The organism is Actinoplanes regularis (assembly GCF_900188005.1).
In the GTDB taxonomy this organism is placed as follows: domain Bacteria; phylum Actinomycetota; class Actinomycetes; order Mycobacteriales; family Micromonosporaceae; genus Actinoplanes; species Actinoplanes regularis.
Genome location: NZ_FZNR01000004.1, coordinates 389788 through 416687, shown reverse-complemented (window position 1 = coordinate 416687; position 26900 = coordinate 389788). Strand labels below are relative to the sequence as shown.

The 26900-nt window shown below is 70.0% G+C and carries 28 protein-coding genes; 13 read left to right on the top strand and 15 right to left on the bottom strand.

Annotation, left to right across the window (positions count from 1 at the left end; translation table 11 throughout):
* The first annotated feature begins 20 nt into the window (after nucleotides 1-20).
* On the top strand, nucleotides 21-749 hold the full coding sequence (locus CHC09_RS14285) for a nucleotidyltransferase (RefSeq protein WP_089293545.1): 729 nt from the start codon (nucleotides 21-23) through the stop codon (nucleotides 747-749).
* 10 nt (nucleotides 750-759) lie between these two features.
* Here CHC09_RS14285 and CHC09_RS14280 read toward each other — a convergent pair whose 3' ends face one another.
* Nucleotides 760-1485 carry a TetR/AcrR family transcriptional regulator gene (locus CHC09_RS14280; protein ID WP_239138293.1) on the bottom strand — a complete coding sequence of 242 codons (726 nt, stop codon included), beginning with the start codon at nucleotides 1483-1485 and terminating at the stop codon, nucleotides 760-762.
* 24 nt (nucleotides 1486-1509) lie between these two features.
* Here CHC09_RS14280 and CHC09_RS14275 point away from each other — a divergent pair, with 24 nt between their 5' ends.
* Nucleotides 1510-2640 carry an FAD-dependent oxidoreductase gene (locus CHC09_RS14275; RefSeq protein WP_239138294.1) on the top strand — a complete coding sequence of 377 codons (1131 nt, stop codon included), beginning with the start codon at nucleotides 1510-1512 and terminating at the stop codon, nucleotides 2638-2640.
* A gap of 10 nt (nucleotides 2641-2650) precedes the next feature.
* On the opposite strand, the gene CHC09_RS14270 is transcribed toward CHC09_RS14275, so the two are convergent.
* Nucleotides 2651-3751 carry a sensor histidine kinase gene (locus CHC09_RS14270; RefSeq protein ID WP_089293543.1) on the bottom strand — a complete coding sequence of 367 codons (1101 nt, stop codon included), beginning with the start codon at nucleotides 3749-3751 and terminating at the stop codon, nucleotides 2651-2653.
* Nucleotide 3752: 1 nt separating this feature from the next.
* Nucleotides 3753-4406: a response regulator transcription factor gene (locus CHC09_RS14265; RefSeq protein ID WP_089293542.1), complete on the bottom strand. Its 654-nt coding sequence runs from the start codon at nucleotides 4404-4406 to the stop codon at nucleotides 3753-3755.
* Nucleotides 4407-4488: 82 nt separating this feature from the next.
* Between CHC09_RS14265 and CHC09_RS14260 the strand changes: the two genes are divergently transcribed.
* The 3 genes from CHC09_RS14260 (at nucleotide 4489) to nadE (ending at nucleotide 7211) form a co-directional block, all read left to right on the top strand.
* Complete coding sequence (locus CHC09_RS14260) at nucleotides 4489-5325, top strand: ABC transporter ATP-binding protein (RefSeq protein WP_089293541.1); 837 nt, start codon at nucleotides 4489-4491, stop codon at nucleotides 5323-5325.
* The gene (locus CHC09_RS14255) at nucleotides 5322-6311 is read left to right on the top strand and encodes an ABC transporter permease subunit (RefSeq protein WP_089293540.1); all 990 of its coding nucleotides are present in this window, start codon (nucleotides 5322-5324) and stop codon (nucleotides 6309-6311) included. Before CHC09_RS14260 ends, CHC09_RS14255 begins: the two co-directional genes overlap by 4 nt.
* Nucleotides 6312-6386: 75 nt before the next feature.
* Entirely contained in the window at nucleotides 6387-7211 is an 825-nt protein-coding gene (gene nadE, locus CHC09_RS14250; protein ID WP_089293539.1) for an ammonia-dependent NAD(+) synthetase, read from the top strand.
* Nucleotides 7212-7221: 10 nt separating this feature from the next.
* Here nadE and CHC09_RS14245 read toward each other — a convergent pair whose 3' ends face one another.
* Entirely contained in the window at nucleotides 7222-8016 is a 795-nt protein-coding gene (locus CHC09_RS14245) for an SAM-dependent methyltransferase (protein ID WP_089293538.1), read from the bottom strand.
* A 129-nt stretch (nucleotides 8017-8145) separates the two neighbouring features.
* Here CHC09_RS14245 and CHC09_RS14240 point away from each other — a divergent pair, with 129 nt between their 5' ends.
* Complete coding sequence (locus CHC09_RS14240) at nucleotides 8146-8511, top strand: hypothetical protein (protein WP_089293537.1); 366 nt, start codon at nucleotides 8146-8148, stop codon at nucleotides 8509-8511.
* A 1-nt stretch (nucleotide 8512) separates the two neighbouring features.
* Here the strand turns inward: CHC09_RS14240 and CHC09_RS14235 are convergent, their stop codons facing one another.
* The 3 genes from CHC09_RS14235 to CHC09_RS14225 form a co-directional block, all read right to left on the bottom strand.
* Nucleotides 8513-9025, bottom strand: coding sequence for a hypothetical protein (locus CHC09_RS14235; RefSeq protein ID WP_203833126.1), 513 nt, complete (start codon nucleotides 9023-9025; stop codon nucleotides 8513-8515).
* A 156-nt stretch (nucleotides 9026-9181) separates the two neighbouring features.
* Nucleotides 9182-9808 carry a hypothetical protein gene (locus CHC09_RS45095; RefSeq protein WP_143232319.1) on the bottom strand — a complete coding sequence of 209 codons (627 nt, stop codon included), beginning with the start codon at nucleotides 9806-9808 and terminating at the stop codon, nucleotides 9182-9184.
* A 62-nt stretch (nucleotides 9809-9870) separates the two neighbouring features.
* Nucleotides 9871-10266 carry a tautomerase family protein gene (locus tag CHC09_RS14225; RefSeq protein WP_089293535.1) on the bottom strand — a complete coding sequence of 132 codons (396 nt, stop codon included), beginning with the start codon at nucleotides 10264-10266 and terminating at the stop codon, nucleotides 9871-9873.
* A 177-nt stretch (nucleotides 10267-10443) separates the two neighbouring features.
* On the opposite strand from CHC09_RS14225, the gene CHC09_RS14220 reads away from it, so the two are divergent.
* On the top strand, nucleotides 10444-11298 hold the full coding sequence (locus CHC09_RS14220; RefSeq protein ID WP_089293534.1) for an oxidoreductase: 855 nt from the start codon (nucleotides 10444-10446) through the stop codon (nucleotides 11296-11298).
* 83 nt (nucleotides 11299-11381) lie between these two features.
* Entirely contained in the window at nucleotides 11382-12164 is a 783-nt protein-coding gene (locus CHC09_RS14215; protein ID WP_089293533.1) for a hypothetical protein, read from the top strand.
* Between the two features lie 77 nt (nucleotides 12165-12241).
* Here the strand turns inward: CHC09_RS14215 and CHC09_RS14210 are convergent, their stop codons facing one another.
* A complete protein-coding gene (locus CHC09_RS14210; RefSeq protein WP_239138295.1) occupies nucleotides 12242-12865 on the bottom strand; it encodes a TetR/AcrR family transcriptional regulator in 624 nt (207 codons plus the stop codon).
* A gap of 155 nt (nucleotides 12866-13020) precedes the next feature.
* On the opposite strand from CHC09_RS14210, the gene CHC09_RS14205 reads away from it, so the two are divergent.
* Both CHC09_RS14205 and CHC09_RS14200 read left to right on the top strand, forming a co-directional pair.
* On the top strand, nucleotides 13021-14436 hold the full coding sequence (locus tag CHC09_RS14205; RefSeq protein WP_089293531.1) for an NAD(P)/FAD-dependent oxidoreductase: 1416 nt from the start codon (nucleotides 13021-13023) through the stop codon (nucleotides 14434-14436).
* Nucleotides 14437-14682: 246 nt separating this feature from the next.
* Nucleotides 14683-15135 carry a nuclear transport factor 2 family protein gene (locus CHC09_RS14200; RefSeq protein ID WP_089293530.1) on the top strand — a complete coding sequence of 151 codons (453 nt, stop codon included), beginning with the start codon at nucleotides 14683-14685 and terminating at the stop codon, nucleotides 15133-15135.
* Between the two features lie 75 nt (nucleotides 15136-15210).
* Here the strand turns inward: CHC09_RS14200 and CHC09_RS14195 are convergent, their stop codons facing one another.
* Entirely contained in the window at nucleotides 15211-16662 is a 1452-nt protein-coding gene (locus tag CHC09_RS14195; protein ID WP_089293529.1) for an MFS transporter, read from the bottom strand.
* Between the two features lie 99 nt (nucleotides 16663-16761).
* Between CHC09_RS14195 and CHC09_RS14190 the strand changes: the two genes are divergently transcribed.
* Entirely contained in the window at nucleotides 16762-17448 is a 687-nt protein-coding gene (locus CHC09_RS14190) for a TetR/AcrR family transcriptional regulator (protein WP_089293528.1), read from the top strand.
* A 124-nt stretch (nucleotides 17449-17572) separates the two neighbouring features.
* On the opposite strand, the gene CHC09_RS14185 is transcribed toward CHC09_RS14190, so the two are convergent.
* The 4 genes from CHC09_RS14185 to CHC09_RS14170 are packed head-to-tail and all read right to left on the bottom strand — an operon-like array spanning nucleotide 17573 to nucleotide 21864.
* The gene (locus CHC09_RS14185; protein WP_089293527.1) at nucleotides 17573-17956 is read right to left on the bottom strand and encodes a TIGR03668 family PPOX class F420-dependent oxidoreductase; all 384 of its coding nucleotides are present in this window, start codon (nucleotides 17954-17956) and stop codon (nucleotides 17573-17575) included.
* Complete coding sequence (locus CHC09_RS14180) at nucleotides 17953-18783, bottom strand: LLM class F420-dependent oxidoreductase (RefSeq protein ID WP_089293526.1); 831 nt, start codon at nucleotides 18781-18783, stop codon at nucleotides 17953-17955. Before CHC09_RS14180 ends, CHC09_RS14185 begins: the two co-directional genes overlap by 4 nt.
* A 10-nt stretch (nucleotides 18784-18793) precedes the next feature.
* On the bottom strand, nucleotides 18794-19834 hold the full coding sequence (locus tag CHC09_RS14175) for an aldose epimerase family protein (protein WP_089293525.1): 1041 nt from the start codon (nucleotides 19832-19834) through the stop codon (nucleotides 18794-18796).
* A gap of 26 nt (nucleotides 19835-19860) precedes the next feature.
* Nucleotides 19861-21864 (bottom strand): HelD family protein, encoded by a 2004-nt coding sequence (locus CHC09_RS14170; protein ID WP_089293524.1) that lies wholly within the window; start codon nucleotides 21862-21864, stop codon nucleotides 19861-19863.
* Between the two features lie 63 nt (nucleotides 21865-21927).
* Here CHC09_RS14170 and CHC09_RS14165 point away from each other — a divergent pair, with 63 nt between their 5' ends.
* Nucleotides 21928-22560 (top strand): TetR/AcrR family transcriptional regulator, encoded by a 633-nt coding sequence (locus CHC09_RS14165; RefSeq protein WP_239138296.1) that lies wholly within the window; start codon nucleotides 21928-21930, stop codon nucleotides 22558-22560.
* Nucleotides 22561-22570: 10 nt separating this feature from the next.
* Here CHC09_RS14165 and CHC09_RS14160 read toward each other — a convergent pair whose 3' ends face one another.
* Complete coding sequence (locus CHC09_RS14160; RefSeq protein WP_089293523.1) at nucleotides 22571-23767, bottom strand: cysteine desulfurase-like protein; 1197 nt, start codon at nucleotides 23765-23767, stop codon at nucleotides 22571-22573.
* A 145-nt stretch (nucleotides 23768-23912) separates the two neighbouring features.
* Here CHC09_RS14160 and CHC09_RS14155 point away from each other — a divergent pair, with 145 nt between their 5' ends.
* Entirely contained in the window at nucleotides 23913-25013 is a 1101-nt protein-coding gene (locus CHC09_RS14155) for a glycoside hydrolase family 19 protein (RefSeq protein ID WP_089293522.1), read from the top strand.
* A gap of 54 nt (nucleotides 25014-25067) precedes the next feature.
* Here CHC09_RS14155 and CHC09_RS14150 read toward each other — a convergent pair whose 3' ends face one another.
* Nucleotides 25068-26675, bottom strand: a complete 1608-nt coding sequence (locus CHC09_RS14150) for a methyl-accepting chemotaxis protein (RefSeq protein WP_239138297.1) — start codon at nucleotides 26673-26675, stop codon at nucleotides 25068-25070.
* Nucleotides 26676-26900: the final 225 nt, after the last annotated feature.

Sequence of the window (26900 nt, the reverse complement as noted above, 5' to 3'; positions counted from 1 at the left end):
GCGCCTGACAAGCTGAGCGGATGAATCGCGATCCGCTGTCCGACGCGTGTGACCTCGTCACCGAGCTGTTTCCCCAGCATCGATGGGCAATGCTGGCCGGCAGTGTCACCACAGCGCACCGCACCGCCGGCTCGGATCTCGACATCGTCGTGGTCCTACCCGACGGTGACCAGCAGGCCCCACACCGTGGTTCCCACCGCTACCGCGGCTGGCCGGTGGAGCTGTTCGTCCACGACGAGCAGTCCCTCGTCCACTACCTGGCAAAAGATCTACCGGCCCGGCGGCCCGTCCTGCATCGGATGGTCGCCACCGGCATCCCGGTCTCCGGCGACCCGGAAGGATGGCCGGAACACTGTGCCGCTGTCCTCGCCGCGGGCCCGGCCCCGTTGCCCCTCGCCGAACGCGAGCTCGCCCGCTACCACCTCACCGACCTGCTCGACGATCTCATCCACGCCACCGACCCCGGCGAACGCACGGTGATCGCCACCACGGCATGGACCTCCGTCGCCCAGCAGGCCCTCGGTCTGGCCGACCACTGGACCGGGACGAGCAAGTGGCTCCTTCGTGAACTCCGTGACCTCGACGATGGTCTCGCCGACCGTTGGCTGGCCGCCCACGGCGACGCCACCGCGATCGAAGCGCTCATCCGCGAAGTCCTCGACCGGCACGGCGGCCCGCTCTTCGACGGCTACCAGGTCGCCGGGGAACGCCCCGCGCACAATGCGAACGCCGGCCCGGCGGGTCACTGACCAGGCACCGTCACGCCTGGGAAGCCCTGGTGATGCCGTCCAGAATGGTGCTCAGGTTGTGCCGGAAGGTCTCCTCGGCGCTGAGATGGGCGCCCTCGATGACGAGCCGGGCGACGGTGGGATAGCGGCCCGTTTCGAGCATCCGGGTCAGATAGGGACCGTGCGTGGCCTGCCAGGCGGAGACATCGGTGCCGGTCAGACGGGCGGTGCGCCGCTCGGTGATCTCCCTGCGGAGCGCCCCGACGATGAACCCGTTGAGAGCGCCCAGGGCCCGCTGGAGATCATCGATCCCGCGCACGCCGGGTGCCTGACTGAGCGCCGCCGCGGTCGATTCGCCCACGGCGAGCGCGTGCGGCCCCAGGTGCGGCCTTCCGCCGAGCAGGTCGGCGAACCATTCATGATCAAGAGCGGCTTCGCGGGTACGGTGAACGATCGCCAGCACCGTGGCACGCCACCCGGAGTGCTGGTCGGCCTCGGCGATCCGGGCATACACGGCGTCGACCATCAGATCGAGCAGCTCGGACCGGTTGATCACATAGTCGTAGAGCCGCATCGGGCCGACCCCGAGCTCCTTGGCGATCTTCCGTACCGACAGCCCGTCGAGGCCGTGCTCGTCGGCGATCCGGATCGCCGTGTCGGCGATCTTCGCGCGGCTCAGCGGCACCGGAGCCGCCCGAGGCTGGGGCTCGGGCCGTTCCCAGACGGGCAGCGGTGCGCTACCGTACGGCGTAGTCATGAGGTACATCGTACGGTAAGGGAGATGACGATGCGAATCGCGATCGCCGGCGGTGGGCTCGGCGGCCTGACGCTGGCCCGAGTCCTGCACCGGCACGGCATCGACGCGGTGGTGTACGAGCGCGAGGAGAGCCGATCGGCGCGTTCACAGGGCGGAATGCTCGACCTGCACCCGGAGTCCGGGCAGCAGGCCCTGGCCGACGCGGGCCTCACCGGCCGGTTCCGGTCGGAGGCGCGGCCGGAGGGCGAGGAGCTCCGGATCCTCGACCCGGCCGGACGCACCCTCGTGCACCACAGGCCGCAACCCGGCTCCTTCTCCGGACGCCCCGAGATCGACCGTGGCGTACTGCGTGATCTTCTGCTCGACTCACTTCCCGCGGACACGGTCAGGTGGCAGCACCGGCTCGCCGCGGCGACGCCACGACCCGGCGGCGGCTTCGACCTGACGTTCGAGGGCGGCCCCAGCGCCGGCTGCGACGTCCTCATCGGTGCGGACGGCGCGCGATCGGCCGTACGGTCGCTGCTCACCGACGCGACCAGGTCCGCCGTGGCCACCCTGGTCGAGCTCAGCATCGATGACGCCGACCGGCGCCATCCGGAGCTCGCCGAACTGGTCGGCCCCGGGAACCTCTGGTGCATCGGCGTGAGCCGGATCCTGGCAGCCCAACGCCTCGGCAACGGCGGCATCCGAGTCGGGATCTCCCTGCCCGCGGACGATCGCCCCATCGACGACTACCGCGGCAAACGCGCCCTGCTGGACATCTTCGACGGCTGGAGCCCCACCCTCACTGCACTCATCGAAGCCGGTGACGACGCGCCGACTCCACGCAGGATCGAGGCGATGCCCGCCACCACCCGTTGGGCTCATCAGCCGGGCATCACCCTCATCGGGGACGCCGCGCACCTGATGCCGCCGGTCGGCGAGGGCGCCAACCAGGCCATGCTCGACGGCGCGGAACTCGCCGCCGAACTCGCCGCCGACCCCGCCGACCCCGACTCGGCGATCCGGGCGTACGAGGAGGCGATGTTCGCCAGGATCCACCCGATCGCCGAGATGTCCGCGCGGGTCCAGGCGATGATGCTCGCCCCCACCGCGGCCGACGACATCGTCCGCTTCTTCACACGTCGGCCCGCCGAGCCGGCACCCGTGGATTGACTGGCTCGGATCAGTCCGGCGGAGCCGGGAAGCTGATCTCGACGGTCAGCCCGCCCCGAGGGGAGGCGTGGGCTGTCAGCACGCCGCCGTGGGCGACGGCGATCGCCCGTACGATCGAAAGACCCAGGCCGTGGTGGTTGTCGTCGCTGACCCGCCGCATGCGCTGGAACGGCTCGAAGAGCCGGTCCACCTCCTCGGGCGGTACGACCGGCCCGGTGTTCGTGACGACCAGGAGGGCGCGGTCCGCGTCGCGGTGGGTAGAAACCTCGACGACCCCACCGGGAACGTTGTAGTGCACGGCGTTGTCACACAGGTTGGCCACCAGACGCCCGATCAGCGCGGGATCACCGGTCAGGGTGGCCGGGTGGATCGCCGGGCCGACCCGTAGCCCGTGCCGGTCGGCCTCGGCCTTCCGGTCCCGGACCGCCTGCTCGGCGAGGGCGGCGAGGTCCACCGGCTCGGCCCGGCCCGCGCCGTGCTCGCTGCCGGCGAGGGTCAGCAGCGACTCGAGCAGCCGCCCCCGCGCCCGGTTGAGCGCGATGAGACTCTCGAAGTTCGCCCGGTACCGCTCGATGCCCGCGTTCGTGGCGAGTGGCTCCTCGAGCAGGGCGTGCTCCACGGTCAGTGGCGTACGCAGCTCGTGCGCGGCGTTGGCGACGAACCGCTTGTGCCCGTCCAGCGCGGTCTCCAACCGGCCGAGCAGCTCGTCGATGGTGTCGGCGAGATCGATCACCTCGTCGCGCGGCCCCTTCATCGCGAGCCGCTCGTGCACGTTGCGGTCGGAGATCTGCCGCAGCCGGCCGGTCATCGTGCGTACCGGGCGCAGCAGCCGGCCGGCGATCACCCAGCCCGCCGCCAGCGAGAGCGCGGCCATGATGATCAGCGCGATCCCCGGCAGCAGCAGGATGTCCGACCGGTAGGCCCGCAGCTGGGTCAGCAGGGAGTCGGGCACGTGGCCCGCCGCGACCGGACCGCCCTCCGGCGCCGGCGCGTCCGACGGCGGCAGGCCGAACGACAGCACCACGATGATCAGCAGCAGCACGAAGCCGGAGGCGACCGACGCCGCGCAGTACAGCAGCGCGAGACGCCGACGGAGCCGGTTGACCCGCATGTCAGACGCGGTATCCGGCGCGGGCGACCGTCACGATCAGCGGCGGGTCGCCGAGCTTGGCCCGCAACCGGTTGATCGTCGCCTTGACCGTCGTGGTGAACGGGTCGGCGGCCTCGTCCCACACCCGGTCGAGCAGCTCCTCCGCGGAGACCACCCGGCCCTGCGCGGTGAGCAGATGCTCGAGGACCGCGAACTCCTTCGGACTCAGCGCCAGCACGGCCCCGGCGCGGGTGACGGACCGCCGGGCTGGATCGAGCCGCAGGTCACCGTGCACGAGCACGGGCGGGGTGGCCGGCTGGGCGCGCCGGACGACCGCGCGAATGCGGGCCACCAATTCGGCGTACGCGAACGGCTTGGGAAGGTAGTCGTCGGCGCCCAGGCCGAGCCCCTCGACCCGCTGCGCCACAGTGCTCGAGGCGGTGAGCATCAGCACCCGGCTGGGCGCCCGGCGGGCGACCAGCGTGCGGCACACCTCGTCGCCGTGAACCCCGGGCAGGTCCCGGTCGAGCACGACGACGTCGTAATCGAGCACGGCGGTGCGCTGAAGTGCGGCGGCACCGTCGTACGCCACGTCGACCGCCATGCCCTCGTGGCGCAGCGTCCGGGCCACCGAGTCGGCGAGCGTCACCTGATCCTCGACCACGAGCACCCTCATCCACCGAGGCTATCCGCACCCCGGTCACCGCACGGTCACACCCTGACCGTGCCGTGACCAGCGGCTGGCTAGAAATCGCCGCATGATTACCGAATCAACGCCGGTCCTCGAGACCGAAAGGCTCGGCAAGCGGTACGGACACACGGCCGCCCTGACCGACTGCACCCTGCGAGTACCGGCCGGGCGGATCGTCGGCCTGGTCGGCCCCAACGGCGCGGGCAAGTCCACGCTGCTCGGGTTGACCTGCGGCGTCCTCGGACCCACCACGGGCAGCATCGAGGTCCTCGGCAACCGCCCCGGAGGCGACGCCGCCCAGCTGGCCAGGGTCGGATTCGTCGCGCAGGACGCCCCGGTCTACCGCGGCCTGTCCGTCGCCGACCACCTGCGACTCGGTGCCCGACTCAACCCCCGGTGGGATCGGTCGCTGGCCGAACGCCGGGTCGGATCGCTCGGCCTCGACCCGGCGCAGAAGGCCGGCCGGCTCTCCGGCGGGCAGCGGGCCCAGCTCGCCCTCACCATCGCCGCCGCCAAACGCGCCGAACTGCTCATCCTCGACGAGCCGGTCGCGGCGCTGGACCCGCTGGCCCGCCGCGCGTTCCTGCGCGACCTGCTCGCCTTCGTCGCGGAGCTCGGCGTCAGCGTGGTGCTCTCCTCCCACCTTCTCGGTGACCTGGAACAGGTCTGCGACCACCTCATCGTCCTCGCCGGGGGCCGGGTCCAGCTGGCCGGCGACGTGGACGACCTGCTGGCCGTACACCACCGGGTGTCCGGTGCCCTGCCGGCCGGGGCCGAGCGTGTTCACGAGGAGGTCGTGCGCTGTGCCGCCGCGCCGCCGGGCGCGCGACCGGTCGACCTCGAGGAGCTGGGCCTGGCGTACATGACCCGCGCCGCGGTCGCGTCGATCGGCGGTGCGGCATGATCTGGCTGACCTGGCGTCAGTTCCGCACCCAGGCCCGGGTCGCCGCCGCGGCCCTGGCCGCGATCGCGGTCTACCTGGTGTACCTCGGTTCCCGCATCCGCGACGACTACAAAGGCGTCCTCGGTTGCCGGCCCAGCGACTGCGGCACCACCCGGCACAACTTCGACGAGTCGTACACCGGCCCGTTGATGATCGCCGGCCTGCTGCTCCTCGCCGCCCCCGCCCTCATCGGCATGTTCTGGGGCGCGCCCTTGATCACCCGGGAGGTGGAGGAACGGACCGACCGCCTGGTCTGGAACCAGAGCCTGACCCGCACCCGCTGGCTGGTGACCAAGCTGGTGGTCCTCGCCCTCGTCAGCGCCGCCGTCACCGGTCTGTTCAGCCTCCTGCTCACCTGGAACGCGACCCGCTACGACCAGTTCATCGGGAACCGTTTCGGCGCGTTGAACTTCGCCTCCCGCAACGTCGTCCCGCTCGGTTACGCCGTCTTCGCGTTCGTCCTCGGCACCGTCATCGGCCTCGTCGTCCGCCGCACGCTGGTAGCCATGGCGCTGACCCTGGCCGTGTTCGCCGTCGTCCAGCTTCTCGTGCCCACCCTGGTCCGCGAGCACCTCATGACGCCCGTGACGGCCACCGTGGCCTTCGACGAGGTCACGCCGAGCCGGTCGGACCTCCTCGCCGTCAACGATCGGGGGGCCACGATCATCGGCTACACCATGGCCGGCACCTGGTCCCTGACGGACGAGGCGAAGGTGCTCAACGCCGACGGCACCCCGTACACCAGTCAGCAGGCGACGGCGTGCGACAAGAGCTCGCCGACCGGCGGCGTAGCCTGCATGGCCCGGCAGAACCTGCACTTCAGCTATACATACCAGCCGGCCGACCGTTACTGGCCGTTCCAGTGGATCGAACTCTGCATGTACCTCGCCGTCACGCTGCTCCTGGCCGCCTTCGGCCTCTGGTGGATCCGGCGCCGCTCCGGCTGACGGGACCGTGCCCGCCCTGCACCCGGGGCGGGCACATGGTGAACACGGTGAACTCGGGCCGCATACAGTACGCGGGTGTCGAACCTCCGTGAGCAGATCATCGCTGACCTGGGCGTCAAGGCCTCCATCAACCCTGCGGACGAGATCCGGCAAAGGGTCGACTTCCTGAAGGCGTACCTTCGATCCACACCCGCCACCGGGTACGTCCTCGGGGTCAGCGGTGGCCAGGACAGCACGCTGGCCGGCCGGTTGTGTCAGCTGGCCTGTGCCGAACTGCGCGCTGAGGGGGCGGCGGCGACCTTCGTCGCGGTCCGGCTGCCGTACGGCGTACAGGCCGATGAGGTCGACGCGCAGCTCGCGCTCACCTTCATCCAGCCGGACCGGGCCATCACCATCGACGTGCGGCCCAGCACGGACGCGGTCGCGGCCCAGGCGGCGGCAAGCCTGGACGAGCCGAGCCTGCGGGACTTCGTCCGCGGCAACGTCAAGGCCCGGGAGCGGATGGTGGCGCAGTACGCCGTCGCCGGTCAGCTGAACATGCTGGTCGTGGGCACCGATCACGCGGCCGAGGCGGTGACCGGCTTCTTCACGAAGTACGGCGACGGCGGGGCCGACGTGATGCCGCTGACCGGATTGACGAAGCGGCAGGGGGGCGCGTTACTGCGCGAACTGGGCGCTCCGCAGCGTACCTGGGAGAAGGTCCCCACCGGGGACCTGGAGGACGACCGGCCCGCGCTGCCGGACGAGGTGGCGCTGGGTCTGACGTATGTCGAGATCGACGACTATCTCGAAGGCGCCGTGCTGGCGCCGGAGGTCGCCGCGAAGATCGAGGCGACCTTCCTGGCCACGCGCCACAAGCGGGCCCTCCCGGTGACCCCGCTCGACAGCTGGTGGCGATGAAACGGCCGCGTCAGGGTTTTCGTGCCACCGCCCCGTAGGCGTCCAGCCATTCGGCTTCGCCGTCCGGGCGCCAGCCGGTGATCTGGACCAGGCCCGGCTCCACCATCTCCAGCCCGGCGAAGAGGCCGCCGATCTCGTCCGGGGCGCGCAGGATGTACGGCACGCCGCCGCTCTGGGCCAGCCGCGCGGCGCCTTCGACCACCGCCGGTGTGGTGTTGGTGCCGTCCCACAACACCAGGTAGCTGCCGGAGGGGGTCACCCGCACAATCTGGTCCACGATGGACGACACGACCTTCAGGTCCGGCTCGTAGCCCAGGACGCCCATGAACATCACGGCGACGGGCTGGGAGAAGTCGAGCACTTCGCGCGCCTCGGCGAGGATTCGCTCCGGCTCGTGGTAGTCGGCGTCCACGTGGACGGTGCGGCCGTCGCCGGCCGCCTCGGTCATCAGGGCGCGGGCGTGCACCAGCACGAGCGGGTCGTTGTCCACGTAGACGACGCGGGAGTCCGGTGCGACGGCCTGGGCGACCTGATGAGTGTTCTGCATGGTCGGCAACCCGGTGCCGATGTCGAGGAACTGCCGGATCCCGGCCTCGGCGGCCAGGTGACGCACGACCCGGATGAGGAACTGACGCGACTGCTTCGCCATCAGCACGATCTCGGGGTAGACCTGCGCGACCGCGTCGCCGGCGGCCCGGTCGGCGGCGAAGTTGTCCTTGCCGCCCATCCAGTAATTCCAGATGCGCGCGGCATGCGGCACGTCGGACTGAATCCTGGCGGAGGTGGGATCATCCATGGACGCCATGCCGATGTTTGTACGACAGACCCATCCGATGCACAAGCGTCGATGAGATCGCGGGGCGGCGGGCCGGGTGGTGACGGCCCGATACCGTGAGCACACGGTTGGGTAACGCCGATGAGACGGCGGTGAACCATGCAGCAGGAATCCCCCACGCTGAAATCAAAGATATTCGATGGACTTCTGACCGGGGTCGCTCTTCTCGGCCTCGCCGCCGTCGGCGCTGTCGGGGCCATCATCTTCTGGCAGGCGCTGCGGCCGTACCGCATGCTCGTGGCTGATCTGTGGAACCTGATCCCAGCCGGTGCCCGGGCCGAAGCCGGGATCGGGCTCGCGATCGCGGGCGGGGCCCTGCTGACCTTCTTGATCCTCGTGGGCATCTTCAGCAAGGACGAGCCCGGGCGGTACAGCGGCACGGCCCGGAGTGGATACGCCGGATTCGACGAGGACGGTGCCGGGAACGGTGCCGTCGAGATGGACTTCGACGTCTCCGACATGTAATTCATGACGGGACGAAGTTCCATTCCGCCGGCAGAGCGCCATCGCAAAGAGCACAAACAAAATCATTCTCTCGTACGATGTTGCGCTCGCCGCAGGCCGGACAGCGACGGAAGATGACCCTGTCGGTGAATTCGCCGGGATGCGGTACGCCGAGGCCGTCGAGGGCCCTGCCCATGGCCGGCCAGGAGTCAGGATCGGGGCAGTAGCCGGTGGACTGGTTGGTCACCTCGGCCACCCGCCACCCCGTCCCGGCGGAACCGAACCTCACCTCGCCAGCCGCGAGAACGTCGAGCCCGCCGGCGAGCGCGACGTGTTCACTGCGCCGGGGCGCCAGCCGCAGAACGCCGTCGAGCGCCACGACGAAGGTGAAGGGTTCGGCGAGTTCGCGCTGCTCGCGCCCCGCGAGCCAGTTCGCCAGGACCGCATATGTCCCGGCGACAACAGCGTCCACCACGATCGCCTGTCCGCACAGCTCGGCTGGGCCGACGTAGCGATACTGCCCATGACCCGTCACCGGGCGAACGTATCGGTCGCGAACACAGGGCGTCCACGCGATTCCGGACCGCGATAGGCGACGGCCGATTCACCGGGCAGGTGTCAGAGTTCCGGCAGAACGACGTCCAGCCGGTTCGGAGCATTACCGCTCAACCACCACAGCCATCAGTCGTGATCACGGTTGGGTCTGCGCATCGTCGTCGAGCGTCTTCGGCGGGCGGCCGGAAGGAATCCGAGGATCGATGGCACTGACCACCGCATCTCGTTGCTCGGGGTCGAGACGCTCGAGCCACGGCGGAGGCCATCCGGCGGCGAGCGGCTCTCCAGGAACGCCCAGATCTTTCCTCGCCGCACGATAGAAGGCCGTCCGGCTCTCCTCGAATTCATCGAGGGCCCGGCCCCATCCGGCCTGACCCGTCAATATTCCACGGGCGAAGAACTCCAGTTGCCAGACTGCCTGATGCCAGGCACGTGCCGCGGTGATCGTCTCCGGATCGCCCAGCAGCAGGACGGTCTCCCATGTTGCGGTGCGTTCGCCGGCCGCCTCGACGAGCTCCACCGTGCCGCGTTCCAGTGGCACCGCTTCCGAAGAATGCTGAAGGCCCCTCGCGCGAGCCATTCCAGCGGCGATGTGCACGATTCGCTTCACCGCGATGCAGTATTCCGAGTACGCCGACAACCGGGCCGCGTCCCACCGCACATTCTGGTCTCGTTGCCAGCGCGCCCGCTCTCCTAAACTACCGAGAACAAATGCCATGACCGCGCCGATAACGGCACCGATAAGAGCGGCGAACTGTTGCATGACAACCCCCTGATCGGCGCCCGGACCAGCCTCACCCACGCATGATGGTGCGGCGACGCAAGCTAATCTCCGCCGCCCCCGATGACCTTGCCGCCGAGCCCGGAACGGGTCGTGGGCTGGCCGACCAGTTCGACGAGAACCTCGTCGCGGCAGTCGTCGCCGAAAACGGTGGTGACGGCGTCGGTGAACGCGGAGATCAGTCGTGCGATGACGGTGGCCGCGTCCGCACGCGCGAACACCTCCTCGCGCATACCGAAGGTGACCGAGGGCGCGGCCGTGTCGACCGCCTCTCCGCCACGAGCCCATCGTCCGGCGGGGATGCCGATCAGCCTGACGTCGACCGAACTCCGGGCCCACTCGCCGTACACGGAGACGACGGCGTCGGTCAGCTCCCTGATCAGGCCGGGTTCGCGCCCGGCCAGCTCTGCTTCGAGCGCGTAGAGCGTCACGTGGGGCATCGGCAGCTCCTAAGTGTCGGGGTCAGCGAGCGGTCCAGCAGCATAGGACCGCCGTACGCCCGCCGGAAGCGATTTCCTTCCTACGCCAGACCGCCCTCCTCGGCATGACGAATCCGTTCTGGACGCCGCTACCCTGAACACCTCGCCGGCCCCATCCGACCGCTGGAGGGTGCGTAGATGAACAGGGTCGCGATCGTGACCGGTGCGTCCGCGGGGATCGGCGCGGCCACCAGTCGCCTGCTGCACGAACGTGGTTTCCATGTCTACGCGGTCGCCCGCCGACTGGACAAGATGACTCAGCTCGCGGCGCTCGGTATCCGTACCGTCAGGGCCGATGTCACCGCCGAGGCCGACCTGACGGCCCTGGTTGATCAGGTCGTCACCGAGTCGGGTCGCATCGATGTCCTGGTGAACAACGCCGGTTACGGATCGTTCGGCGCGCTCGAGGATGTGCCGTTGGACGAGGCCAGGAGGCAGTTCGATGTCAACGTCTTCGGCGCGGCTCGGCTGTGTCAGCTCGTGCTGCCCCATCTTCGGGCGCAGAACTCCGGGCGGATCATCAACGTCTCCTCGGTCGGCGCGAGGATGTACCAGCCGCTGGGCGGGTGGTACCACGCGACGAAGTACGCGCTGGAGGGTCTCAGTGACTGCCTCCGGGTCGAGCTGCGACCGCTGGGCATCGACGTCGTCCTGATCCAGCCCGGCGGCATCGACACCGAGTTTCCCCGGGTCGCCGGCGAGCGCCTGCTCGCCGCGTCCGGCGAAGGCCCGTATGCCGGCTACGCCCGCCGGTACGCGGCGTCGCTGACCTCGGAGGCCAGGGGGATCTCCGCCCCCGCCGTCGTCGCCCGGGCGATCGGCCGGGCCGCGACGGTGCGGCGACCGCGCGCTCGCTACGCGGTCGGGCGCGGCGCGAGGGCGGCGCTGCTCGCACGCTGGCTGCTGCCCGACCGCGTTTACGATCGCGTGCTGGTAGGGCTGTTCACGGCGATAGCCGATGCCGCCGCCCGAGGCGCCAAAACCTCCTCGTAAGGAGATCCAGGCACCCAGGGAATTGCGACCCATCCATGACCATCGCTGCTCCGAAGTGGATGCGACGGGAAGGAGCCGCATCCATGAGTGCACTGTTCAACGCGTTGCGCGAACGGACCGAGGTCAACGCGCGGCACGCGGTCGAGACGTTCACCAGCGAGGTCAGCGAGTACCAGGCGATGCCGACCGAGATCGGCAACCCGCTGGGCATGTACGACTTCGCGGTCTTCATCCGGCGCCGGTCGCTCGACCTCGCCGCGGCGGAGCGGCCGCTCACCGAGCGGGACCTGGCCGGCATCGCCGCGGTCGAGTCCGCGAAGAACGACATCATCGCCCACACCGACCGGATCGCCGCGGCCGATGTGCAGGCCTGCGCGCGGCAGCACACCATCGAGTTCACCGACATCGACAGCATGAGCCGGACCGTGCTGCAGCTGTGGGCACAGAGCGCGACCGGCTGCGCCACGCTGGCCACCTCGTACGCCAACGCGGTTCAGACGCCGCAGGCGGTCGACGACATCGGCGCCGTACTGCCGGCTCTGTTCGCGATCGTGATCGCCGCCCGCGGCCGGGCGGGCCTCGTCAACGGCATCAACCTCGTCGTCCAGGACCAGATCCGCGCCTACGAGACGGTCGTCGCGAAGCTCACTCCGACGAACTGTGTGAAGAAGGGCAACAAGGAGCCCGGCACCCCGCGCGAGAAGTGGTGGGAATGCACCGCCTACAACGGCGACTGGGGACAGTCCACCTGGGTCTACGCCCCGGCCGAGCCGGTCCGCGCGCAGGCCGAGAACGCGGCCACCCGCAACACCAGCCGTCCCCCGCTCCTGGACGGACTCCCGCGACTGCGCGCCCTGGGCGCCTGACCATCAAGGATCGACCCGCGCCGAACGGCCCGCCACGTCCGCACCCGCTCGTCGACGAGCCGGCGGACGTGGCGGGCTCAGGGCGCTGACGGGCCGGGAGCCGCCAGGGCCAGAGCGCTGATCAGTTTCTCCAGAACGCCGGGGAAGGGTGAGGCGGTGATCTGCGGCAGGTGGTCACGGACCGCCGCCAGGTTCGGGTAGTCCTCGGGCGAGAGGGTGGCGTACGCCCGGGCCAGCGCCTCCTTGTCCGCCTCCTCCTGCCCCGGGGCCAGCTCGGCCGCGTCCATCGCGGCCAGGGAGAGCACGGCGTCGATGAAGTCACGGAAGTGCCGGACCGCGTCCGGGGCGGAGAACCCGGCGCTGAGCAGCAGACCGATGCCGATGTCGTCGGCCCGCAGCTCGTTCGGACCGGCGGTGAAGCGGATCGCCCGCAGCTGCGCGAGGCGCGGGTGTCGCAGCATCGAGTCGTGCACGCCGCGGCCCATCTCCCGCAGCGCGGCCTTCCAGTCCGGTCCGGGCTCGAAGCCGGCGAGCGTCTCGCTGATCAGCCGGTCGGCGATCGCGATCAGCAGCGCGTCGAGGTCGCGGAAGTAGCGGTAGATCGCCGAGGGGTCGGCGCCCAGCTCGACGCCGAGGCGACGCACAGTGAGCGCGTTGCCTCCGGGCGCCTCGATCAGCCGCAAGGCCGCATCGATGATCATTTCCGGCTCGAGCACCACACCGCTGCGTGTCGGCCGCCTTCGGACCCGCCCGGAACTCGCTCGTGTTGTCGCCATCACCGTGACTCCTTATGTCAACGCATTGACCTAAGCGTACCACGCAGGGTTTCCTAAGGCTCTGACCAGGGAGGATCAGCATGCGGGCGGACACACCTGCCTACGACCTCGAGATCCGGACCGACGAGAAGCGCGTCCGCGCCAGCCTCGCCGACGCGGCCCTGACGCCGTTCTGGTTCGAGGATCCCGGCCGGCCCCTCCCGCGGCCCGCCCTCATCGGTGCCATCGAGACCGACCTGCTGATCGTCGGCGGCGGCTACTGCGGGCTATGGACCGCGCTGCAGGCCAAGGAGCAGAATCCCGGCCGCGACGTCGTCCTGGTCGAGGGCGAGGAGATCGGCTGGGCGGCCAGCGGCCGCAACGGCGGATTCGTCGAGGACAGCCTCACCCACGGCCCGGAGAACGGCCAGCGATACTTCGCCGGCGACCTGGACGTGCTGGCCACGCTCGCCGAGGAGAACTTCGCCGCGTTCGAGCGGTCGCTGATCACACACGGCATCGACGCGGAGTGGGAGGCGGGCGGCGCGCTCGACGTCGCCACCGAACGGCACCAGGTCGAGGAGCTACGGGCCGCGCCGGGCCGCTTCTACGACCGCGACGAACTTGCGGAGCTCGTCAGGTCCCCGCTGTACCGCGCCGGTTCGTTCCGGGCGACCGGCGCCGCGCTGGTGCACCCCGCCAAGCTGGCCTGGGGCCTGAAGGACGCGTGCCAGCGGCTCGGCGTCCGGATCTTCGAACACACCCCGGTGACCCGCCTCACCGACCGCGGCGGCACGGTCCGCGCCACCACCGGGATGGGCACCATCCGGGCCCGCAACGTGGTGCTCGCCACCAACGGCTTCCCGTCCCTGCTGCGCCGCAACCGGATGCTCACCATCCCGATCTACGACTACGTCCTGATGAGCGAGCCGCTCACGCCCGCCCAGCTCGACGAGATCGGCTGGTACGGCCGGTTCGGCATCGGCGACTGCTCGCGGCAGTTCCACTACTACCGCAAGACCGCCGACAACCGCATCCTCTGGGGCGGCTACGACGCCGTCTATCACCGCGGTGGTGGCATCCGGCCCGAGTTCGACCAGCGGCCGGAGACGTTCGCCCGGCTGGCCGACCACTTCCTGCGCACCTTCCCCCAGCTCGGCGACATCAGATTCACCCACGCCTGGGGCGGCATGATCGACATGTCCACGCAGCTGGCCGCCTTCCAGGGGCTGGCGATGGGCGGCAAGGTCGCCTACAGCAGCGGCTTCACCGGCCTCGGGGTCGCGGCCACCCGCTTCGCGGGTTCGGTCATGCTCGACCTGCTCGCGGGCGCGGACACCCCGCTGACCCGGCTGCGGATGGCCACCCGGCGGCCGCTGCCCATCCCGCCCGAACCCATCGCCTGGCCCGCCGTACAGGTGATCCGCCGGGCGATCGCGCGTGCCGACCGCAACGGTGGCCGGGACGGCTTCATCCTGCGTACCGCCAATCTCTTGGGCTTTTCCTTCGATTCCTGAGCCCGCGCGGTCCGGCGGCCCGCCGCCGGACCGTCTCATTTTTTCCTTGTACGACCTACGCCCCGCGTCCCCACATTCCCATCCCGCCCCCACGGCGGGCCGACGGTTTGGGCCGGCCGTCGTGGTGGTATCGAGTCCACTGACACCACGATCAGGACCAGCCGGGGCCGTGACCTCCACGCCCGCTCTGCCGTCACATTCCGGGCGGCCGCCGCGTCGTAACGGCAGACGGAATGGAGGAAGTCGATGAGCGACTTTCAGGCGATCGCCGACCGCGTCGAGATCGACGCGCTTCGCGGTGAGTTCACCGACGCGGTGATGATGCGGGACCGCGCCCGCCTCGCATCCCTGTTCACCCCGGACGGCGTCATGCGGATACCCGAGGCCGGCGTCAAACTGACCGGCCGGGAGGAGATCCGCACCGGCGGCGAGCGGCTCCAGGCGCAGTGGGACTTCTTCGTGCAGAACACCCACCCGGGCATCATCCGGATCGACGGCGACACCGCCAGCGGCCGCGCCTACATGCAGGAGATCGTCAGCCTGCGCAACGGCCAGCAGGGCGTCAACTACGCCGTCTATCACGATCGTTATCGCCGTACCCCGGACGGTTGGCGATTCGCCGAGCGGGCCTACGAGATCAGGTACCTCGACACCACTCCCCTGGCGGGCCACGCGCCGCCTCCGCCACCCGGGGAATGAGCGAGCTCTCAGCTCATGCTGACGCCTCCGCCGCGACGGCGGAGGCGTCAGCACGTCGGCTCGCCGACCGGCTCGTCAAGCGGCGGTCTCGGTGGACTTGGCGCTGCGGCGGGCGGCCCACACGATCAGCCCGGCGCAGAGGGCCGTGAGTACCAGGGTCGCCGTGGTGACCGCGTTCTCGAAGGTGTGGATGCCGGCCGGGCTGACGCCCACGGTGATCAGCGAGCCGCCGAGGGCCGCGGCGACGATCGTGCCGGTGACGGCCATGCCGACGCTGCCAGCGACCTCCTGACTGGTGTCGCTCATGGCCGCGCCGATCGAGGTCTGGTCCTCCGGCAGCCCGCGCATCACGGTGACACCGGCGATGGTCGCGACGACGCGCATTCCGGCGGCGGTGAGCGCCAGGGCGATCGCGATCCACATGTACCCCTGCCGGCCGAGGACACCGTAGATGAGCAGGCCGAGCAGGAACGACGAGGCGCCGAGGACCCCGGCCCGGTGCGTACCGAGCTTGTCGACGAACTTCTCCACGAACGGGCCCATCGCGAGCATCACGACGACCTGCGGCAGGTTGCCGAGCGCTGCCTGGGCCGGCGACCAGCCCCAGACCAACTGCAGTTGCAGGGTGACGGTGAAGCCGATGACGGCCATGCCGAGGCCGAGCGCCGCCTCGTAGGCGAGGCTGGCCGAGACGGCCGGGCGCTTGAGCAGCTTGAAGTCGAACATCGGGTGGGCCGTGCGGCGCTCCCGGACGACGAACGCGACGGCGGCGAGCACGGCGCCGGCACCGGCCAGCCACGGTGCGGCCTCGCTCCAGCCCTCCTCGACAGCGAGGGTCGCGGTCCACAGGGCGAGGATGATCGTGACGGTGCCGAGCAGGGCGCCGGGCAGGTCCAGCGGTGAGCGGTTGCGGTGCGCCGGGTCGTCGGCGGGGATGCCGAAGCGGATGCACCCGATGGCGAGCACGGCGATCGGCACGTTCATCACGAGCAACGTCTGCCACGGCAGGACCTGCAGGATCAGGCCACCCACGGTCGGGCCGACCGCCATGCCGACCAGGCCGACCGTGACGATCAGCGACGTCGCCCGCATCAGCAGGTTCTCCTGGTCGAACAGGCGGAAACAGAGCGCCATGGTGCCGGGCGCGGTCATCGCGGCGGTGACCCCGATCGCGGCGCGGACCGCGATCAGCTGGCCCGGCGTGCTCACGAAGAGCACGGCGAGGTTGGCCAGGGCGAAGAGGGTCAGGCCGATCAGCATCATCTTGCGGGTGCCGTACCGGTCGGCGATCGCGCCGAACGCGATCATCAGGCCGCCGAACAGCAGCGAGTAACCCGAGGTGATCCACTGCAGGGCCGTCGTGGAGGCGTTCAGCTCCCGCGCGATGGTCGGCAGGGCCACGTTGAGCACGGAGTTGTCGAGCATCTCCACCAGGAAGACGACCGCCAGCCCGAGGATCGCCGGCCAGACGGCCCGCAGGGAGGCGGCTCGCGCCGGCTCACGCACTTCCACAACATCGACGCTCATCGGAATCCCCCTCGAACACGACTTAACTGGCAAAACTCTGGAACGCCGTTCCAGGATTCCTAGTTTGGAACGGCGTTCCAGGCATGTCAAGATGGGGGCATGGCAACGGGTGCACGTCACACAGACCGGCGCGAGGACGCTCTGTCCCGGGAGCGCATCGTCGACGCCGCCGTCGAACTGCTCGACATCGCGGGCGAGAGCGGGCTCACCTTCCGCGCCCTGAGCGCGCAGCTGAAGACCGGCCCCGGCGCGATCTACTGGCACGTCGCGAACAAGAGCGAACTGCTCGACGCCGCCACCGACGCCGTCCTCTCCGCCGCCACCACCGGCGACCACGCAGGCTCACCGGCGGAGCGGATCCGCGCCGTCGCCCTCGGCCTGTTCGACGCGATCGACCAGCACCCGTGGCTCGCCCCGCAGCTCGCCAACAACCCCTGGAAGTCGGTGACGCTCCAGCTCTTCGACCGCGTCGGGCAGCAGGTGCAGGCGCTCGGCGTCCCCTCCCCCGCCCAGTTCACGTCGGCGTCCGCACTGATGATCTACATCCTCGGCGCCGCCGGCCAGAACGCGGCGAACGCCGCGAACGCCCGCACCCAGCAGCCGGACGGCGACCGCGCCGCCCTCCTCGAGACCGAGTCGGCCGCCTGGGAGCGCCTCGACCGGGCCGGTTACCCGTTCCTCCACGACATCGCGGCCCAGTTCCGTGAACACGACGACCGCGCCCAGTTCCTCGCCGGCGTCGACCTCATCCTCGCCGGCATCACCGCCCTGCGCCCACAGGGCTGATCGACCACGGCCTGGTGGATCAGACCCCGGCCCACGCAGCGGCTCCCGCTGGATCCACGCGGCGCACGCCGGGCCGGCGACACATCCGGTTCGCACCGTGGCCCATGGCGATCGCGAACGGATGTCAGGGGCGCCAGGCTGTCCAGGACGTGACCTGGATGCGCAGGAACGGTCCTGGCGGCGGCTGCGACGAGTACTGCGGATACCGGGCGATCAGGGCGGGCTGGACCTGATCGGTGACCGTCGCGAGGCCGTCGGCGCGGATCCACCACAGCTGTGACCAGTCGTCATCGTCGTAGTGGTCGGCGAGCACGCTGACCCGTGGCTCGTGGGCGATGTTGGCGAGCCGCTGCAGCCGCCGGTGCCGTTTGGGTTTGGCGTCCACCGCGGTGACGATCACGTCGTCGACCAGGGCGAACACTATCGGGACCAGGTGGGGCGCGCCGGCCGGGGTGACCGTGGCGAGGCGCGCCACCCGTGCGCTCGCGAAGCGCTCGGCGGGGGTCATCGGCGGCCGTACTCGCCGATCGCGTGCTCCCACTTCGCCAGTTTCTCCTCGACGACGCTCCACGGGCCGGACGGCAGCCACGCCGTCGCCCGGTGGACCCCGGCCGCCTCCAGTCGTTCCAGGACCTTCGGGTCGGCCGGGACGCCCATCGCCTGGATCTGCGTCGGCCGCTCGGCGCGGGCGCGCAGTTCGGCGATCCTTGCCAGCAGGTCGTCGTCGTTGTAGCTGGGGAACCAGCCGTCGCCCCAGGCCAGCACCCGGTCGAGAACGGTCGGGCCGTACCCGCCGACGAGCACGGGCGGCCACGGTTTCTGGGCCGGTTTGGGCCACGACCAGATCCGTTCGAAGTTCACGAACCGCCCGGCGAACGACGCCTCCTCCTGGGTCCAGATCGCCTGCATGGCCCGGACCCGCTCGCCGAGCAGCCGCATCCGGGTACGCGGATCGGTCCCGTGGTTCGCCATCTCCTCCCGGTTCCACCCGGCGCCGACGCCGAACTCGAACCGGCCGCCGGAGAGGTGGTCGATCGAGGCCACCTCCTTGGCCGTGGTGATCGGGTCCCGCTCGACGACCAGGCACACCCCGCTGCCGATCCGCAGCCGCTTCGTTGCGGCGGCGGCGTCGGTCAGCGCGACGAACAGGTCGTACGTGTGCCAGTACTTCCGTGGCAGCAGCGGCCCGCCCTCCCAGGGGCTCTCCCGGCTCGCCGGGATGTGGGTGTGCTCGGCGAAGAAGAGCGCGTCCTGGCCGCGCTCTTCGACCCGCCGCGCCACCTCCCCGGGCCGTACCGCGTCATGCGTAGGGAAATATCCGACACCGAACTCCATGCCCGTAACGCTATTCGAAGATCGAGAAAGCGTGGACGGTAGTGGACGTATAGGTCTCGCCGGGGCGCAGCATCGTGGACGGGAAGGACGGCTGGTTGGGGCTGTCCGGGAAGTGCTGGGTCTCCAGGGCGAAGGCGTCGCCCTGGCGGTACTGGCGGCCGGACGTGCCGCGGAGCTTTCCGTCGAGGAAGTTGCCGGCGTAGAACTGCAGGCCGGGTTCGGTGGTCTCGATGGTGAGCTGCCGGCCGTTCCCCGGGTCACGCACCACCGCCGCCACGGTGCCGATGAGGACATAGTTGTGGTCGTAGCCGCGGCCGGCGGCCAGCTGCGGGTGGTCGTCGCGCAGCCGTTCACCGATCGGGTGGAAGGCGCGGAAGTCGAACGGGGTGCCGGCCACCGGCGCCAGCTCACCGGTCGGGATCAGCGTGCTGTCGACCGGGGTGTAGTGCGCGGCGTTGACCCGCAGCAGGTGGTCGTCGACCGTGCCGCTGCCCTCCCCCGCGAGGTTCCAGTAAGTGTGGTTGGTCAGGTTGACGATCGTGGTCTGGTCGGTCGTCGCGCGGTATTCGATGTGCAGGCGGTTGCGGTCGTCGAGGGTGAAGGTCACGGTCGTCTCGACGGTGCCGGGGAAGCCCTCCTCACCGTCCGGGGAGGTGTAGCTCATCCGTACGCCGGAATCGGCCGCCGAGGCGGACCAGACGCGCTTGTCGAAACCTTGCGCCCCGCCGTGCAGGGTGTTCTGCCCCTCGTTCTGAGTGACCTTGAAGGTCTGACCCTCCAGAGTGAACGCGCCGCCGGCGATCCGGTTCGCGTAGCGACCGACGGTGGCGCCGAAGTACGGGTTGGCCGGGTCGGTGTAGCCGGCGAGGTCCGCGAAGCCGAGCGCGACGTTGCCCAGGCGGCCGTCACGGTCCGGGACCAGGACGGACTGGATCGTCGCGCCCCACGTGAGGATCGACACCGACGCTCCGCCCGCCCCGGCCAGCGTCCACTTCTCGATCTTGGTCCCGTCGGGGAGTTCACCGAACGGAGTGCTGTCGATACTCGTCATGATCTGGTTTTACGCCGCCGCGCCGGTCATGACAACGGAGGCTCCGGGACTATCCGGACATCCGACGCCGAATCGCCGGTATGCAGGACATCCAGCCGGGAGACCGCGCGGGTGAGTACGACATAGAGTCGGTGCAGGCCACGGGGCTCGGCGGCGACGATCTCGGCCGGCTCGACGACCACCACGTGGTCGAACTCGAGCCCCTTCGCCAGCGTGGCCGGCAGCAGCGTCACCCGGCCGTCGGGGTCGTCGATCCCGGGCAGCGCGGCGATCCGCCCGGCTGTCGCGATCACCGCGATCGAGCCCTCCTGGTCGAGCGCCGCCCGGACGTGGCCGAGGACGGCCACGCCGAGATCCGGGACCGCCCGCACGTTCAGCTCGCCGTCGGCGCGCACCGATCGCGCCGCCGGAACGGCGACCTTCAACCGCGGCAGGAGCCGATTGGCGTACGACAGCACGACCGCCGGAACGCGGAAACCGAGCGTGAGGGCCGTGACCGGGGCGTCCGGCTTCCCCAGGTGGGTGAGCTGAGCGCCCCACTCCGCGGCGGCCCACGCGCTGGTGCCCTGGGCCAGATCGCCCAGCACGGTCAGTGACCCGTGCCGGCTGCGCCGCGCGAGCGCCCGGCACTGCATCGGCGACAGGTCCTGTGCCTCGTCGACCACGATGTGCCCGAATCCCTCCGGATGCTGGATCGCCCCGGCGATCTCGTCGAGCAGCACCAGGTCGGCCGCCGACCACTTGGCGCTCTTGAAGCTGCGCGGTGGCCGCGCCCAGAGCAGCGCCGCCTGCTCGGTTCCGGTCAGGATGCCGTCGGCGGCGGCTTTCAGGGCGGAGGCGTCACCGAGCAGGGTGGCGAGCAGTTCCTCGGGACGGACTCTCGGCCAGCACCGGTCGAGCACCCCGGTCACCGGACGCGACCGGCCGGTCCGGTCCAGCCACTTCCGGTTGGGTGACTCGCCGTGATATTCCAGCTGTCGCTGCAGCAGGGCGACGATGCGGGTGCGGAAACGTTCGCGGCCCACGCCGTACGGCAGGTCCTCGGACCGGACCAGCGCCAACTCGCGGGCCAGCGCGGAAACTGCGACCCGCAGCCGGTACGACCCGTCGGGCAGGACGATCCCCTCGGCCGGCTGCCCGATCAGCCCGGCCAGCGCCCGCCGCACCACCTCGGCCATCCGGGCGTCGTGCTTGACCAGCGCGGCCTCATCCGTGTCGGTCCCGCGCACCGGAGTCGACGCGAGCAGGTCCTCCAGGGTGCACTGCCGCACGTCCACCTCCCCGAGCGCCGGCAGCACCGCGGAGATGTAGTCCAGAAAGGCCGGGTTCGGCCCGACCACCAGCACGCCGGTGCGCTTGAGCTGCCGCCGGTGCGCGTAGAGCAGGTACGCGGCCCGGTGCAGGCCGACCGCGGTCTTCCCGGTTCCCGGCCCGCCCTGCACGCACAGTGACTGATCGAGATCGGCCCGGACCAGTTCGTCCTGCTCCGGCTGGATGGTCGCCACGATGTCCCGCATCGGCCCGACCCGGGGCCGCTCGATCTCCTCGGCGAGCAGCCGGCTGGTCGTGCCGAGCTCCTCGCCGTGGTCGAGACGCTCGTCCTCGAAACCGGTGAGGCGGATCGGGGGCCGGCTCGTCCACCCGTACCGCCGCCGCACCGAGACGCCGCGCCGATCGCCCACGCCGGCCTGGTAGAACAGCGACGACACGGGCGCCCGCCAGTCGATCACCAGCGGCGGGCCATGTTCTCCGGCGATCCGCCGGCGCCCGATGTGGTACCGCTGGTTCCGGTGATCGCCGGCGGCGGGCGTGTCCTCGAAGCCCAGCCGCCCGAAGTAGGGCGCGCCGTCCGGCTCCTCGGCCAGCTCCTTCACGTAGCTCTTCAGCATCCGGCCGAGCGTCTCCGCCGTGTACCGGTCTCCCGCGACCTGCTCGCCGGTCGTGACCCGCATCCGGGCGTGGTCGAGCATCCAGGCCTGCGCGGCGTGGACGCGGTCGAGGAACTCCAGCTCATCTTCAAGACCTGCCATGAGACACAACCTAGTTAAAAACGTAACCGGGTTACAAGTTTAACCGAGTGATATTGTCGGGCGGTGAGCGAGAAAGGGCTGCGCGAGCTGAAGAAGCAGCGCACGTTCGACGCGGTGTCCGAGACCGCGATCGGGATGTTCCTCAAGGACGGCTTCGACCGGGTCTCCGTCAACGACATCGCGGCCGCCGCGGAGATCTCCAAGCCGACCCTGTTCCGCTACTTCCCGTCGAAGGAGGACCTGGTCCTGCACCGGTTCGCCGACCACGCCGGCGAGCCCGCCCGCGTCGTCACGGCCCGCGCCGACGGCCAGTCCGCCGTCGACGCCCTGCACCTGCACTTCGTGGACGGGCTCGCCGCACGCGATCCGGTGACCGGGCTGAACGACGTACCGGAGGTGCTCGCCTTTCATGATCTTGTCTTCTCGACGCCGAGCCTCGCCACGCGGGTGCACGACTACCAGCTCCGGGACGAGGAGGGCCTCGCCGAGGCGCTGGTGCCGCTCACACCCGACCGGCTCACCGCGCGCCTGGCCGCGGCTCAGATCCTGGCCGTCCAGCGGGTCCTGGCCCGTGACAACTGGCACCGCCTGACGACCGGCGAGTCCGCCGCATCCCACCACCCCGCCGCGGTGGCGGCCGCCGACGGCGCCTTCGAACAGCTCAGGACCGGCCTACGGCTGTCCCGCGAAGGTTGAGCCGAACTCGCTATCGGAGAAAGTCGGCGAGGCCGGTGAGGAAGCGGTCGATCTCGTCGCTGGTGTTGTACGGGGCCAGGCCGACCCGGAGCGCGGGGTCGGTCAACTTCAGGGCAGTGAAGGGTTCGTACGCGTAGAACGATCCGGCCGGGGCGAGAATGTCGCGCGCCGCGAGATGAACCTTCGCCTCACCCGCGTCGCGGCCCTCCAAGGTCATCAAAACCGTGGGCGTACGGCCCGCCGCCGTCGAATGCACCGTCACCGCGTCGCCCAGAGCGCCCAGCCCCTCCTCCAGCCGATTTCGCAGCCCCAGCTCGTGCTCGTGCACCGCCGCCAGCGAGCACGCCAGCCGCTCACGACGCGTCCGCCCCGAGCCGGGCGCGATACCGGCAAGGAAGTCCACAGCCGCCGTGGCGCCGGCCAGCATCTCGTACGGCAGCGCTCCGAACTCGAACCGCTCCGGAACCGCGTCCGACGACGGCAGCAGCTTGTCCGGCCTGATCGTCTCCAGCAGCGCGGGATCCCCGGCGAGGACCCCGCAGTGCGGGCCGAAGAACTTGTACGGCGAGCAGACGAAGAGGTCCGCGCCCAGCCCCGGCACATCCACCAGCTCATGTGGCGTGTAGTGCACCCCGTCCACGAACACCAGCGCGCCGGCCTCGTGCGCCAGGTCGGCGATCCGGCGCACCGGCGGGATGGTGCCGAGCACGTTCGACGCGGCCGTCACCGCGACCAGCCGGGTGCGCGACGACAGCGCCCGCCGGTAGGAGTCCAGGTCGAGGTTCGGTCCGTCCAGTTCGATCCAGCGGGTCGTCACCCCGGCGTGCTCGGCCGCCTGGATCCATGGGCGGACATTGCTGTCATGCTCGAGGCGGCTCAGGACGATCTCGTCGCCGGGCCGCCAGGTCTTGGCCAGGTGCCGCGAGAAGTCGTAGGTGAGCTGGGTGGCGCTGCGGCCGTGGACGACGCCGGCCGCGGGCACGTTGAGCAGGTCGCCGTAGGCGGCGCGGAAATCCGTGACGGACCGTTCGGCGTTCCGCTCGGACGGCCCGGCCGTTCCGCGGATGGAGATCGGCTGGGTCATCGTCGCGACGATCGCCTCGGCGACCTGGCGCGGCGTCTGAGTACCGCCCGGCCCGTCGAAGAAGGCGATGCCGTGGTCGAGGGAGGGGAAGTGCGCCCGGAGCGCGGCCACGTCGAAGATCATGTGGACAGTATCCCGGAGCCGCCCCGTAACAAATGATGAAGTTTCTTTACAGAAATCTTGACTTCGTGGCACGGCATCTAGTTGAGTCCATATACCTCTTATCCCCCTCGCTCCAATGCGTCCCCCGACGCATGGAAGGTGAACTATGCCCAGAAGACGGCTTCTGTCGATTGTGGCCGCGGTGAGCGTCGCCGTGGCCGGCGCCGCCGCGGCGATCCTCCCGATGACCGCGTCGAACGCCGCCGAGGCCTGCGTCGCCGCATACAGCAGCTCGGCGGTCTACACCGGCAACATGCGCGCCTCGTACAACAGCCACAACTGGACCGCCAAGTGGTGGACCCAGGGCGAGGCGCCCAGCACCGGCGGCTCCGGCGTGTGGAGCGACAACGGCGCCTGCGGCGGCGGCGGAACAACGCCTCCGACCGGCGGCACGAGCTGTAACTACCCGAACTGGGTCGCCGGGCAGTACTACGCGGCCGGCTCGATCGTGCGCTACACCAACGGGCTGTACTACCAGGCGTCGCACGAGAACCCGGGCTACGACCCGGTCATCAGCACCTGGTACTGGTCGCCGTACACCTGCACCGGCGGTGGCACCACCACCCCGCCGCCCACCGGCGGAACCGGTGGCTTCCCGGTCAGCGAGGCGCAGTTCAACCAGATGTTCCCGAACCGGATCGGGTTCTACTCGTACGCCGGCCTGATCGACGCGATCAAGAAGTTCCCGGCGTTCACCACCACCGGCAGCGACACCGTCAAGAAGCAGGAGGCCGCGGCGTTCCTGGCGAACGTCAACCACGAGTCCGGTGGCCTGGTCTACGTCGAGGAGATCAACCAGGCGAACTGGCCGCTCTACTGTGACCGGAGCCAGTCGTACGGGTGCCCGGCCGGGCAGAGCGCGTACCACGGTCGCGGGCCGATCCAGCTGAGCTGGAACTTCAACTACAAGGCGGCCGGCGACGCGCTCGGCATCGACCTGCTCAACAACCCTGACCGCGTCAAGAACGAGGCGTCGGTCGCGTACCAGACCGCGGTCTGGTACTGGATGACCCAGCGGGGCCCGGGCACGATGACCCCGCACGAGGCCATGGCCAACAGCCGCGGTTTCGGTGAGACCATCCGCAGCATCAACGGCTCGCTCGAGTGCAACGGCGGCAATCCCGCCCAGGTGCAGAGCCGAGTGGACGCTTACAACCGGTTCACCAGCATCCTGGGCGTGAGCCCCGGCGGCAACCTCTCCTGCTGATCCGGCTGGCGAGATGATCGGGGGTACGGCCGGTGGCCGTACCCCCGTTGCGTTTCAGCTGCGGAACCTGCTGACGATGCTGGCCAGCTCGTTGGAGAGCCGGGTCAGGTCGACCGCGGCCTGCTGGGTCGAGCTGGCGCCGTCGGCGGTGGCGGTGGCGACCTGGGCGACATGGGCGACGGTGCCGGCCAGGCTCCCGCTGTTCGCGGCGACGTCGGCCACGGAGCGGCTCATCTCCGAGGTGGTGGCGGTCTGCTCCTCCACGGCCGAGGCGATCGTCGTGGTGTAGTCGCTGATCTGCTGGATGACCTGGGTGATCTCGCTGATCGCCTCGGTGGCGGTGCCGCTGGAGGCCTGGATCGCCGCGATCCGGCTGGTGATCTCGTCGGTGGCCTTGGCGGTCTGCTGCGCCAGGTCCTTGACCTCGCCGGCCACGACCGCGAAACCCTTGCCGAGTTCGCCCGCGCGGGCGGCCTCGATCGTGGCGTTCAGGGCCAGCAGGTTGGTCTGCTCGGCGATCACGGTGATCAGCTTGACCACGTCGCCGATCTCGGCGCTGGCCGTGCCCAGCTCAGCGACCTGCGCGGTGGTGCGTTCGGCGACGCTCATGGCCTGATTCGCGACCTGCGCGGCCTGCCCGGCGCTGCTGGCGATCTCGGCGATCGACGCGCTCATCTGCTCCGCGCCCGCCGCGATCGTCTGCACCCCGGAGTTGACGTCCTCGGTGCCCTGCGATGCCGCGCTGGCCTGTGTCGCGGCGTCGGCGGCACCGGTCTGCAGCTGTGCGCTGATCACGGACAGTTCCTCCGACGCGCCGGCGAGCGTGACCGCGGACCCGCCGAGGTCGGTGACGGTCCGTCGCAGGTTGTCCACCGCGGTGTCGAGCGCGCGACCCATCCGTCCCGGCTCGTCGAGAGAGTTCAGCCCGGCGGTATGCGTCAGGTCACCGTCGGCGAGGCTGTCGCACACGGCGTGAACCTCACGCAGCGAGCGGACGATCTGGCGCGCGACGAAGACGCCCAGCCCGACCGCGACTATCAGCCCGACCACGAGAATGACGATCAAAATGGTGCGGCTGGACTCGTACGACGACCGGGCCGCGTCGGCGTTCTTCTTGGCGTCGGCGGTCTCGGTGGCGCCCATCTGAGCGAGGAGTTGGGTCGCTGTCTTCGCCAGCGGGGTCACTTCGTCGTTTCGGACCTGCCGCCAGGTGGCGAGGTCGTTGCGCTCGCTCGCCGGGATGAGCTTCTGCGTACCGAGCTTCACGTAGTCGCTGTAGCCGGCCTCCAGCTTCTCGATGGTCGCCATGCTGTTGGCCGGGTGGCTGGCGCGGTAGGCGGCGAAGGCCGCCTGCGTCAACTTCTGATCGGCGGCGAACGCCTCTTGATACTCGGTCTTGGCCGCCTGGTCCGGGAAGACCACGTGCGAGGTCAGATCGAGGCGGGTCTTCGCAAAAGCCGTCTTGATGTCCGACAACGCGTTGATGCTGGCGACGTTGCTGGAGTACAGCCACTCGGCGCGCTCGTTGGTGTCGCTCAGCTCTTTCAAACCCAGGATGCTGATGATCAATGCGACGAGCGACGACACCGCCACCGCGCTGAGAATTTTGATGCTGACGCTGAGGTCGTTGAACGAGCGCCGTCGCGCGGGTGTCGCGGACATTTTCATCGTGCTGTCTGACGCACTCATGGAGGCTTCGCTTCCTCTCTCCATGTCCAGGCCGCTTTGGGCATATTCAGCCGATATTCGTGCCCACCGTCAGCTCTCCCAGCCAGCACCCGTGGAATCGGGTGTGGGAGCCTGGGCGCTCAGCGGAAAATGGTTGAAGGCGCCACACCCCTGAGGCTAGACCCAGCCCGGGCCAGCGGTGACCAAAACCGGCATTCG